Raw genomic sequence first — 11,109 nt, 5'->3', positions numbered from 1 at the left:
TCGGCCACCGGCAGCTTCAGCGGGTTCTCCGGCCTGATCTCCGGGGATGTGGTCAGCCTTGACGGCAGCGCGCTCTTTGCCTTTGCCGACAAGAACGTCGGCTCCGGCAAGACCGTCACGATCTCGGGCCTCAGCCTGACCGGCGCAGATGCGGGCAACTACACCATTGCCTCTGCTACTTCCGCCACAGCGGCCATCACCCCCAAGACCCTCACGGTCTCGGCGGCAGCAGATGACAAGGTCTATGACGGCACGACGTCGGCCACCGGCAGCTTCGGCGGGTTCTCCGGCCTGATCTCCGGGGATGTGGTCAGCCTTGACGGCAGCGCGCTCTTTGCCTTTGCCGACAAGAACGCCGGCTCCGGCAAGACCGTCAGCGTCTCGAACATCGGTCTCAGCGGCACGGACGCAGGCAACTACGTCATTGCCTCCACCGCCTCGTCGACAGCTGCCATCACCCCCAAGACCCTGACGGTCTCCGCGACGGCAGACGACAAGGTCTATGACGGCACGACGTCGGCCACCGGCAGCTTCAGCGGGTTCTCCGGCCTGATCTCCGGGGATGTGGTCAGCCTTGACGGCAGCGCGCTCTTTGCCTTTGCCGACAAGAACGCCGGCTCCGGCAAGACCGTCAGCGTCTCGAACATTGGTCTCAGCGGCACGGACGCAGGCAACTACGTCATTGCCTCCACCGCCTCGTCGACAGCTGCCATCACCCCCAAGACCCTGACGGTCTCCGCGACGGCAGACGACAAGGTCTATGACGGCACGACTTCGGCCACCGGCAGCTTCGGGGCCTTCTCCGGTCTGATCTCCGGGGATATGGTCAGCCTCGATGGCAGCGCGCTCTTTGCCTTTGCCGACATGAACGCCGGCTCCGGCAAGACGGTCAATGTCTCGAACATCGGCCTCAGCGGCACGGATGCAGGCAACTATGCCATTGCGTCGTCCCTCACCACCACGGCCAGCATCACGCCCAAGACCCTGACCGTGAATGCCCTTGCCGCCTCCATGATCTATGGCGACGCCATGCCTGGACTGAGCTTCACCGTCACCGGCTATGCAGGTTCGGACAATATGTCCCTGATGACCGGTGCCCTGTCCACCAGCGGGGGCTCCGGCTCCAACGCTGGCACCTATGCGATCTCGCAGGGGTCCCTGTCGGCAGGCGGCAACTATCAGATCGCCTTCACCGGTGCGGATCTGGTCATCAACCGGCGTGCCGTCACGGTCACCGCAAACAACCTGACCCGCCCTGAAGATGTGGCAAATCCGCTGCTGACCTACGCCCTGACCTCCGGTTCGCTGGTGGCTGGCGACAGCTTCACCGGTGCGCTTGCCACAAGTGCCGGTCTCTCTTCGCCAATCGGGACCTATCTGATTTCCCAGGGCTCTCTGGCCCTGAATTCCAACTATGACCTCACCTTCGTGCCGGGCACCTTGACCATCAGCGGTGAGATCGTTATGCCCCAGATCTTCACGCCGCAGGCTTATGAGAGCCAGCCGCCGCTCGCAACGCCGGAAGGTGTGCCAAGCCAGAGCTGCCAGGTCGGTGGCGGCGGTGGAGGCGTCTATCCCTGCAACAGGACCTTCGGGCCCTGGCTCAGCGCTCAAGCGGAGTAGGCCTCTTGCACGCCCAGAAAAGACTTCATTCCATGGCTGCTCATCAGATGGCAAACGCGCCTGTGGCCGCAGGGCCCGGTTCCTCCGCAAAACGTCCGGCACGCCTTCCGGCGCTGACGCCTGCCCTGCTTTCAGTCCTGCTTTCCGGCGTCATGCTTCTGGCTTCTGCCGCGCCTGAGGCCCGTGCCCAGGCCGCCCTGGAGCGGAACCTGCCGGAGCGGCCGGTGCAGCAGCCGGTGTCGCTGAATGTGGATGCCCAGACCTTCACGCAAGGCGATACCACGCCTCTCGGGGTCAATCTGTCCGGCGTGCATCTGATCGGCCAGGGCCAGGAGGTTGACGCCTCCGCGCCCAAGGGCATCAGCGGTGCCACCGAAAGCCTTGCGGGCAGCATTCCCGCTTCCGCCTTCCAGACCGCGCTGACGCCCTTCCTGAACGAGCCCCTGTCGATCGACCTGGCCGGACGGGTTCAGGCAGCCATCGCCAAGGTCTACCGGGATGCGGGCTTCCCCTTCGTCTCCGTCACCCTGCCGCCTCAGGAAATCACCAGCGGCGTGCTGCAGGTCCGGGTCATCGAGTTCAAGTCCGGCACCGTGAGCGTCACGGGCGTTGATGCGGGCGAGGCCGAAGAGATCAGCAGCGACCTTCGGGTCGAGCGCGGTCAGCCGATCGATGCCAGGGCGCTGGACGAGGATCTCTCCTGGCTCAACCGCTCGCCCTACCGCCGCGCGGAAGGCACGTTCCGTCCCGGCGAGGATGCCGCGCTGAGCAATCTCGGCGTTGCGGTCACGGCCTCCAAGCCCTGGCAGGTCTTCGGCGGCTGGTCCAACTCCGGCTCCAGCGACACGGGCCGCGACCGCTATTTCCTGGGCGGCAATGCCCGCCTGCCGCTGCCGGGCGGGCCCTGGGTCTCCTATCAGATGACCGCCAGCGATGCGCTGTGGGGCGATCCGTCGATCGCCTTCCCCCGGGAAGGCCATTATCCGGATTACATCAGCCATGCAGGCCGGCTGACGATCCCGCTGTTTGCCCGCCAGAGCCTGGAGATTGCTCCGGCGATGGTGGCAACGCGGGACGATCCGAATGCGTTCTTCTCCATCGAGAACACCACCTATGAAATGCCGGTGATCTACCGGACGGCCATTTCCAACTTCCTGCCCGGCCATTATTGGGGCGATCTCTACGGCGGCGTGGAGCTGAAACGCCTGGAGCGCAAGACCTATTTCCTCGGCACGCCCGTGGCCGACGGCGCGGTTGACCTGTTCCAGCTCGTGCTCGGCTGGAGCCGTAATTTCTCCGACCCCTATGGCCGCACCGCGCTGGACCTGCGCGTCAAGGCCAATCCGGACGGTGTGCTTCACGGCAATTCCGCCGAGGCCTGGCGGCTGTTTTCCAACGGCCGGGTGAACGGCGTGTCCTACGCCTATCTTGCCGCCGATGTCAGCCGCATCACGCCCCTGCCGGGGCGGTTCTCCTGGATCAGCAACCTCTCCGGCACCCTGGCCGGACAGCCGCTGCCGGATACGGAGCGGATCTCGCTCGGCGGCCGCTATGCGGTGCGCGGCTATAATTATGACGATGCCAGCGTCGACAGCGGCGCGATCTGGCGCAACGAGCTGCGCTTGCCGGCCTTCTCGCCGCTGGCCAGCCTGATCAGCCAGGACGGCTGGCCGGAGTTTCTGCGCGGCGACAGCCTGTCCGCCTTCGTCTTTGCGGATGCGGGCTACGGCGTCGACCACGGCACCGGCAAGAGCGCCACGCTCGGTGGTCTCGGCGCAGGCTTCGACTATTCCATCGGCACCAGCCTGACCGCCAATTTCATCGCAGGTATCGCCCTGCGGGATGGGGGCAGCACCGAAGCCGGAGACATCAACCTCCAGGCCTCGATCACAGCACGGTTCTAAAGGGTGCCGGTCCGCCGGCGCCCTGGCTCGACCCATTGCTGTCCGGTTTCAATTCCGGAGCTACTTTCAAGGTATTGAAATCAGAGCTGGATAATACACGAAAGCAGCGCGGCATACACCCGTCTCCCCCCTTGCGGGGGAGATGTCAGCTTCAGCTGACAGAGGGGGGTGAGGCTTCGGCATATTCAGAAAAAGCTGCAATTTCCGAGGGGCTTATACCCCCCTCTGCCCCCTTCGGGGGCATCTCCCCCGCAAGGGGGGAGACGGGAGCAAGTCGAGGTGCTCGAGAAACAGGAGCTGATGTCTCAACCGGATAGCTGTCGGCTCGACCACGTCAGAAATGCCCAAAAGGCGGCGGCGTTGCCATTGAACGCTGCCGCCTTCAAGCTATATAAGGATCCGAAAGCGAGGACGGCCTCCCCCAGCTCTGGGAAAACGCGTCCGGGACGGCCCGGGCACATGGAGGCGGATATGCGCTCATTCAGTGACCGGATGCGTCACACGATCAGCTTTGAAATCATTGGACTTTTGCTCATCACCCCGCTGGGTGCCTGGGCATTCCACTTTCCCATGCAGGATGTTGGCCTGGTGGCATTCGTCAGCGCCACCCTCGCGACCGTGTGGAACCTTGCCTACAACTACCTGTTCGATCTGGCCTTGCAGAAGCGGACCGGCACCACGCTGAAGTCCGGCTGGACGCGGGCCCTTCACGCCGTGCTGTTCGAAGCCGGTCTGCTCGTTGTCCTGATGCCGTTCATCGCCTGGTATCTCGGCATCAGCCTCTGGCAAGCGTTCCTGATGGATGTCTCCTTCGCCCTGTTCTACATGGCCTACGCCTATGGCTTCAACTGGGCCTACGACCGCCTCTTCCCCCTGCCGGAATGGACCACCCAATAGGTTTTTCTCATGGCGGGCACGTGGTTCCAGGAATTGAGGAGAGACCGGCATCCGGCCTCTCCGGGATTTCGGCTCCGTCTTGCGGTCGCCCGGGAAGCGGACATGATCCAGAAACTCCTTGTTCCTGCATCTTGTGGCACTCCCTCAAAAAGCGGCGGACCCTGTGAGAGTGATTTGTTGGGAGAATACGGTGAATGGGACCGATATGATGACAGGCACCGTTCACTGCATATCGAATACTGTCCAAACAGCGTCAGAATAAGAATGGTAACGCTCATGCGTTTCGACGTTGCTGTCAGGATATGAGCAGGGCGGGGCACCGCCAGGTCAGTATGAGGCCCCCAGACTGTGGAGCTCACCGAAGTAATCATCTCCAGATCCGGCCGGCTGGGCCAGGTTGCAGGGGAGGTGAGGGGCGTGCAATTGGTTTCACGTCGCGTCAATGCAGGGCGAAAGCTCCGCCATCGCATCCCGTGGAGCTGTCCAGTGCCAAGTCAGACGAAACAATTCGTATTGTCAGAATAATGCATATGTCATGAAAAGATACTTTGAAGTTCTTTACGTTCTTCACATCGCATTGATTGAGGCCAGATCTGCTGAGAGCGTTGAGAAGGCAAGCATTCTTGCCGATATTGTTCACAACGTGCCGACCATGATTATGGCTGGAAGCGAAGAGGGCGAAATTATCGCCAAGGTGATGCTCAACGCAAAGCGGCATGGTTTGGAAAGCTACTTTTCCAAACTTATCGAGAAGGCAAAGAATAAGCAGACTTGAGCTTTGCTGGGTGGCGTTAAATCGTCAATGGCTTGAATTTGCCAATCGCAAAATTCACAGCGGTGCCACCAAGAGTGACTGTATTTTCATGCGAGCAATATACAATCCACTCGTTGGAAGGTGAACACCAATATCCTTCAGCGCCATTGTATTGGGGGTGAGCTAATCTGCCATCCAGTTGGTAGCTCGGACCATATTCTCGCAGTTCAAAAATCTTTTCATCTCGTCCAAAAGAAAGAAACTTACAGAGGTATTTCAAAAATCTCTTTTCGTCGATAGAGCCCAAGTCAAAGGCAACCAGGCTCGGGTGGGACTTCTCTCTTAAAGGATACCAATAATCATCTGTCGCACCCCAGATCGTCGCAATGTCAGATCGCACCTGTTCGACTTCTGAGTGTGCCAGCACCCTTCGATACGGAAGGGGGAGTTGCTCACCTGGACCGTCTGCCGCAGCTTTTTCAACTGCCTCTATGAAAGTGTATCGTTCTTCTTGTTCAGCCGAGTGGGCCGTGGAATTGTCATGGTTCGACGTAAAGTCACTTTTTGCGGAGTGACCGAAATTGGATAGCAACTCAGCCAGTTTTTTAAACTCTGGCAAGTTGTCTGAATCTAATGTTTCTACCGATAACAGTATTTCGGCTAGAATATTGTATCTTGGAAATATGTCATACGCGGCGTCGGTGGTTTTATGGCGTCCAGAACCAATACTATTAATTTCGTTCCGTTCTATCGGTCGATATTTATTATGCCAATAGGCTATTCGATCGATGCAGTATCGACGCGCAAATGTGTGTAGATCCAGGCTTTCAGTCATTCCCCTGTGCACCATAAATATGGTGAAGTTTCAACACTAGGACGTGTATCTGTGCAGAAATTCAGCGATAGCGAGCCGGGAGAGAACGTGCCCATCGGCAAACCCAGTCGCGCATAATCTGTATTATGGAACCTTTAATCCTGACTGAGGCCGATGGGCCGGTTCAGTCCGGCTTGACCGGACCAAACCTCTCCATCAGCCACTGGTGCATGGCGGGAGGACCGGCGTAGACGGAGCCTTCGCGGGCGGGAGTGCCGTTGACATCTGTCACCAGGGCACCGGCTTCCAGGGCGACCAGCTTTCCGGCGGCGAGGTCATAATAGCTGAGGCCGTCCTCGAAATAGCCGTCCAGCCGCCCGCATCCCACATAGGCAAGATCCAGGGCCGCGGAGCCGAGCCGGCGGATGCCGGCTGTCTGGTCCATCGCGGCCTGCAGGCCGCTGAAGAAGCGGTCCTTGCCGATCACCTTCAATTGGCCCGGAACCGGCATGGAGACGGAGACCATGGCTTCCGAGGCGGGTTTGGCCGCAAGCTGCGGCAAGGGGGTGCCGTTCAGCCAGACGCCCTGCCCGCAGATCGCGCTGAACATTTCGCCGCGCACCGGATCATAAACCACGCCGAGAATTTCCCCTTCCCCGTCGCAGAGCGCGATGCTGACAGCGAAATAGGGAATGCCCCAGACGAAATTGCTGGTGCCGTCGAGCGGGTCCACGACCCACATTTCCGGACGGGTTCCGGCGCTGAAACCGGTCTCCTCACCCAGAAAGCCGAAGCTGGCGCCATCTGCCCTCAAAACTTCGGCAATCGCGGCTTCCGCGGCAGTATCGGCCTCAGAGACATAGTCCGCCTGCCCCTTCTTGCTGACCTCGCCTTCCTTGAGCGCATGAAAGCGGGACATCAGCGCCTCGCCCCCGGCGCGGGCTGCGGCTTCGGCAAGGGTGAGAAGGGAGGCGGTGTTCAGGTCCATGGTCGTCATCAAGCAGCTCTGAGAAGGGTTGCGGCTTCAAATCCGAGCCCGAAGGTCTCGCCGATGTTCAGTTTGACCGGCGCTTCGGCCCAGACATGAAGGGCTTCGCCCAATGCAAGCTTGTGCACCCAGGACCGGCCGACATAGCGGATGTCGGAGACCGTGGCATCAAGCTGGCCCTGGCCCGCCTCGACCAGCCGGAGCCGCTCGGGGCGGATGAAGAGGGTTGCGGGACCGGCTTCGCCCGGTTCGGCAAGCTGCAGGGACCTGCCATCTTCCAGATGGAACCGGCCCTCGGCAACCCGGCCTTCCAGGAAATTCGCGTCCCCCACGAATTCGGCGACGAAGCGGGTTTGCGGACGGGCGTAGATGTCTTCCGGCCGGGACAGCTGTTCCACCACACCGCCATGCATGACGGCGATCCGGTCTGACAGTTCCAGAGCCTCTTCCTGATCGTGGGTGACATAGATCGCCGTCACCCCGATACGCTGCTGCAGGTCGCGCAGCTCCTGACGCAGCGAAACGCGCAGGCGGGCGTCCAGATTGGACATGGGCTCATCCAGAAGCAGCAGGGGCGGATCAATGACCAGCGCCCGGGCCATGGCAATGCGCTGCTGCATGCCGCCGCTCATCTCGGAAGGATAGCGGTCCTCGACATTCTTGAGCTGCACCTGCTGCAGGGCATTGCGCACGCGCTTGGCGATATCTGCCTTCGGCACTTTGCGGAGCTTCAGGCCATAGGCGACATTGTCGAAGATCGTCTTGTTCGGCCAGAGCGCATAGTTCTGGAAGACGAAGCCGATGTTGCGGTCCCAGGGGGCGAGCCTGGACACGTCCTTGCCGTCGAAGGCGATCTTGCCGCTGTTGATCGGATGAAAGCCTGCGATGGCACGCAGCAAGGTGGTCTTGCCGCAGCCCGAGGGCCCGAGCAGCGTGAAGAACTCGCCCGGCTGGATGGTCATGGTCACGTCGCGCAGGACCGTGAGGGGACCATAGGCTTTCGACACCGATTCAATGGCCACTTCACACCCTTGCGGGCGGCCGGGGTTTGTCAGGATGTCAGGCATTCTCGATCCTTCTCGACTGGCCATAACGCACGACCAGGTAAAGCGGCACATAGATGATCATCATCAAGAGGATGGTCTGGGCGGCCGAGACGCCGAAATCGGCATCGACGAGCGTGTTCTCGAAGATCACGGCGGTCATCGGCTTCCAGGGCGGACGGTACAGGACGATGGTCGAGGACAGTTCCGTCACGATGTGAAGGAAGGTCAGGGTCGCGCCCGTGACGGCGCCCGCAAGCATCAGGGGTGCGGTCACCGTCAGGAACACGCGCAAGGGGCGTGCGCCGAGACTGATGGCGGCCTCGTCAAGGGCCGGATGCACCTGCCGCAGGGCCGCTTCCGAAGCCTTCACCGTGAAGGGCAGGTTCCGGATCACATAGGCAAGGGCCAGGATGAACCAGGTTCCCGTCAGCTGCAGCGGCGCCTCGTTGAACATCATGATCAGGCCGATGCCGAGCACGGTGCCGGGGATGACATAGGGCATCATCACCGTGACGCTGAGGACCGGCGCAAGCACCGCATAGCGCTTTCTGACCAGCACGAAGGCAATGCCGAGGCCGAGGGCAAAGGCGACCGCCGTTCCGGCAATGCCGAGGGACAGGGTCACCCAGGCGGGCGTCAGGCCGCTTTCCAGCATGTTGGTGTAGTTGGACAGGGTGAAGGCAAAGCGGGGCAGGCCGACACGCCATTCCATGAAGCTCGTGACCAGAACGGTCATGTGGGGCACGAAGGCGAAGAACAGCACCAGGCCCGCAAAGCCAAGGGCGCAGATCTGGCCGGTCGTGCTGAGCGGCCGGCGGTCGATCGCCCGCGAGGAGACGACGGAAAAGCCGCGCTTTGCGAGATAGATCTGCTGCGCCATCAGGAAGAGGCTGGAGATCGCCACGAGAACGACGGAGCCGGTTGCCGCCAGCGCCGGGTTGCGGCCTGCCTCGCTCAGGAACGAGGTGTAGATCAGAACCGGCAGGACATTCAGGTCCAGCCCGATGATCCGCGGGGTTCCGAAGTCGGACAGGGCCGCCATGGTCGCCAGATAGAGGCCGGTGATGATGCCGGGCATGGCAAGGGGGATCTCGACGGAGAACCGGGCCTTGGCCGGATTGGCGCCGAGGCTTTCGGCCGCTTCCACGTGGGAGGCGTCAAGGCCGCGGAAGGCGCTGTAACTGAGCAGGAAGATGACCGGGAACACCAGCCAGGCGATGACCCAGATGACGCCGTGAATGCCGACGATGGAAAAATCGACGCCGAGCCCGTTGGTGATGACCCCGTTGCGGCCAAGCAGAAGGCGCCAGGAATAGGCGCCCAGGAAGGGCGGCGAAACCGAAGCCATGGTGGCGAAGAACACGATGCCATTCGTGCCCATGACATCAAACCGGGCGACCACATAGGCCAGCGACACCCCGATCAGCGCCGCAATCAGCGTGGCGGACAGGGAGATGAACAGGCTGTTGAGCGTCGCCTTGACGGTTTCGTTGCCTGTGACGAAGTCGATGTAATTCGAGATCGTCAGGCGGGTGCCCGGATCGTTGAAAGTCAGATAGGCATTGGCCGCATGTTTCAGGACCACACTGCCGTCCGGCTCCTGGGAGGCGGACAAGGGGTCCGGCGCCGTGCGGTTGAAGAGACCGCGCGGCGCCTGCTGTGTGACGGCAAGACTGCTGCCGCCGAGCTGGAGCGATAGATGGCCGTTGCCGTCGTCCGTCGTTCCGATCCTTTCTGCCGCAGAGAGCCGGAGCGTTTGCCGGTCCATGCGGGAGATATCGAGCGCAAACCCGCCGCCTCTGGTGACTTTGAGGGCATTGCCCTTGTCAACAGCCTCCGTCTGGAACTGGTCCGACATTTCGGGAACCGGTTCCAGGCCGGAGCCTCGGTGCACCATCGAGAAACTTCCGCCATCACCAATGACGGAAGCACTCAGAAGACGCAGCTGGGGCAGCAGGATTGTCGCTACGCAAAGGACCAGAGCGACAATCGTGAACAGCAGCCAATTATCGCGCCAGACCCTCATTTGCTCAGGAATTCCTGGAAGCGGGCGACCACGACCGGGCGCGGATCAACCGGAGACACGATGTTCAGGCTGCCGAGTTCCGGAAGAACCGTCGGTGGGGTCACATCTGCACGGGCAGACCGGCGGATGGTGGCATCGCGCACGACTTCATGAGACGCCTTGGAGCCGAGGAAGTCGATGAACGCCTTGGCTTCGTCCAGATGTGGGGCGCCGGCAACGATGGCCTGGGCATCGACCTGGCCGGTCACGGCGTCGGACGGATAGATGACTTCGATCGGCAGGCCTTCAGCCTTCCACTTTGCACCCAGATCCTCGTTGATCCAGCCCACGGCGGCTTCACCGTCACGCACGGCGTTGAACGCATCGTCGGAGCCAGGGGCGATGCGGGCGTCCTTGGCAAGGTTGCCGACAAATTCCCAGCCCTTGTCGCCGGAAAGCGCGGACAGGATCGTGTAGCCGGTGCCGGACTTTGCCGGATCCGGAATGATCAGCGAGCCGAGTTCCTTCCACTTTGCCGTGACCAGGTCGTCCTGGGTCTTCGGCATGTCATCGGCGCTGACGCGCTTGGTGCTGACGATGATCGGCTGCAGCAGCACGGTGTAGGGGTGCCAGATGTGGTTCGGGTCAACCGTCACCATGTCGGCGTCGGTTGCGCTTTCATAGGCCTGGAAGAGAGCGGCGTTCTCTTCGAAGGTCTGGGTGGGGCCGCCCCAAAGGACATCTGCAGTAGGGTTGCCGGCTTCGGCGCGCAGGCGCTCGACGACTTCACCCGTGCCGCCGCGGACGATCGTCACGTTGATGTCCGGATGGGCCTGCTTGAACGCGTCCAGGATCGGGCTAGAGGTGGTTTCGCCATGTGACGTGTAGACGACGAGATCGGCGGCCGAGGCGGTTGCCGGGACAAGCATGGCTGCCCCCATTGCTGCGGCTGCTAGTGCTAGATATCTGCTCATTGACTGCTCCCCTTTGTCGGGTGGAAGGACAATAAATCTATTAAATGGGAAAAATGACAGTTTAGCAACAGCGCATTTTTCAGCCAAAAATTTGAAGCACACGC

The 11,109-nt window shown here is 61.3% G+C and carries 9 protein-coding genes; 4 read left to right on the top strand and 5 right to left on the bottom strand.

What is annotated here, in order from left to right; all coding sequences use genetic code 11:
• From BUA94_RS23650 to BUA94_RS21285, 4 genes are all read left to right on the top strand, one after another.
• Positions 1-1,623, top strand: a 1,623-nt coding sequence (locus BUA94_RS23650) for a YDG domain-containing protein (RefSeq protein ID WP_235860670.1), incomplete at its 5' end; no start/stop codon positions are given.
• Positions 1,624-1,655: 32 nt separating this feature from the next.
• On the top strand, positions 1,656-3,527 hold the full coding sequence (locus BUA94_RS21295) for a ShlB/FhaC/HecB family hemolysin secretion/activation protein (protein ID WP_235860669.1): 1,872 nt from the start codon (positions 1,656-1,658) through the stop codon (positions 3,525-3,527).
• 471 nt (positions 3,528-3,998) lie between these two features.
• The gene (locus tag BUA94_RS21290; RefSeq protein WP_073015406.1) at positions 3,999-4,424 is read left to right on the top strand and encodes a PACE efflux transporter; all 426 of its coding nucleotides are present in this window, start codon (positions 3,999-4,001) and stop codon (positions 4,422-4,424) included.
• A 535-nt stretch (positions 4,425-4,959) separates the two neighbouring features.
• Positions 4,960-5,199 carry a hypothetical protein gene (locus tag BUA94_RS21285; RefSeq protein ID WP_073015386.1) on the top strand — a complete coding sequence of 80 codons (240 nt, stop codon included), beginning with the start codon at positions 4,960-4,962 and terminating at the stop codon, positions 5,197-5,199.
• 16 nt (positions 5,200-5,215) lie between these two features.
• Here the strand turns inward: BUA94_RS21285 and BUA94_RS23430 are convergent, their stop codons facing one another.
• The 5 genes from BUA94_RS23430 to BUA94_RS21265 all read right to left on the bottom strand — a co-directional run bounded on the left by BUA94_RS23430 (position 5,216) and on the right by BUA94_RS21265 (position 11,005).
• Positions 5,216-6,013, bottom strand: coding sequence for a hypothetical protein (locus tag BUA94_RS23430; protein ID WP_139251241.1), 798 nt, complete (start codon positions 6,011-6,013; stop codon positions 5,216-5,218).
• A 163-nt stretch (positions 6,014-6,176) separates the two neighbouring features.
• Positions 6,177-6,989 carry an inositol monophosphatase family protein gene (locus BUA94_RS21280; protein WP_073015385.1) on the bottom strand — a complete coding sequence of 271 codons (813 nt, stop codon included), beginning with the start codon at positions 6,987-6,989 and terminating at the stop codon, positions 6,177-6,179.
• Positions 6,989-8,047, bottom strand: coding sequence for an ABC transporter ATP-binding protein (locus BUA94_RS21275; protein WP_073015384.1), 1,059 nt, complete (start codon positions 8,045-8,047; stop codon positions 6,989-6,991). The genes BUA94_RS21280 and BUA94_RS21275 overlap by 1 nt, the downstream gene beginning before the upstream one ends.
• Positions 8,040-10,052 (bottom strand): ABC transporter permease, encoded by a 2,013-nt coding sequence (locus BUA94_RS21270; protein ID WP_073015383.1) that lies wholly within the window; start codon positions 10,050-10,052, stop codon positions 8,040-8,042. The genes BUA94_RS21275 and BUA94_RS21270 overlap by 8 nt, the downstream gene beginning before the upstream one ends.
• On the bottom strand, positions 10,049-11,005 hold the full coding sequence (locus tag BUA94_RS21265) for an extracellular solute-binding protein (protein WP_073015382.1): 957 nt from the start codon (positions 11,003-11,005) through the stop codon (positions 10,049-10,051). Before BUA94_RS21265 ends, BUA94_RS21270 begins: the two co-directional genes overlap by 4 nt.
• Positions 11,006-11,109 lie beyond the last annotated feature (104 nt).

The organism is Roseibium suaedae, from assembly GCF_900142725.1.
Taxonomy (GTDB): domain Bacteria; phylum Pseudomonadota; class Alphaproteobacteria; order Rhizobiales; family Stappiaceae; genus Roseibium; species Roseibium suaedae.
Note: the sequence above shows the minus strand (reverse complement) of the source record. Positions and strands in the feature narration are given on the sequence as shown.

What these genes read in the sequence shown, in the direction of transcription:
- BUA94_RS21295 (WP_235860669.1), top strand. Translation starts at nt 1,656, where the DNA reads ATGGCTGCTCATCAGATGGCAAACGCGCCTGTGGCCGCAGGGCCCGGT.
- BUA94_RS21290 (WP_073015406.1), top strand. Translation starts at nt 3,999, where the DNA reads ATGCGCTCATTCAGTGACCGGATGCGTCACACGATCAGCTTTGAAATC.
- BUA94_RS21285 (WP_073015386.1), top strand. Translation starts at nt 4,960, where the DNA reads ATGAAAAGATACTTTGAAGTTCTTTACGTTCTTCACATCGCATTGATT.
- BUA94_RS23430 (WP_139251241.1), bottom strand. Translation starts at nt 6,013, where the DNA reads ATGACTGAAAGCCTGGATCTACACACATTTGCGCGTCGATACTGCATC.
- BUA94_RS21280 (WP_073015385.1), bottom strand. Translation starts at nt 6,989, where the DNA reads ATGACGACCATGGACCTGAACACCGCCTCCCTTCTCACCCTTGCCGAA.
- BUA94_RS21275 (WP_073015384.1), bottom strand. Translation starts at nt 8,047, where the DNA reads ATGCCTGACATCCTGACAAACCCCGGCCGCCCGCAAGGGTGTGAAGTG.
- BUA94_RS21270 (WP_073015383.1), bottom strand. Translation starts at nt 10,052, where the DNA reads ATGAGGGTCTGGCGCGATAATTGGCTGCTGTTCACGATTGTCGCTCTG.
- BUA94_RS21265 (WP_073015382.1), bottom strand. Translation starts at nt 11,005, where the DNA reads ATGAGCAGATATCTAGCACTAGCAGCCGCAGCAATGGGGGCAGCCATG.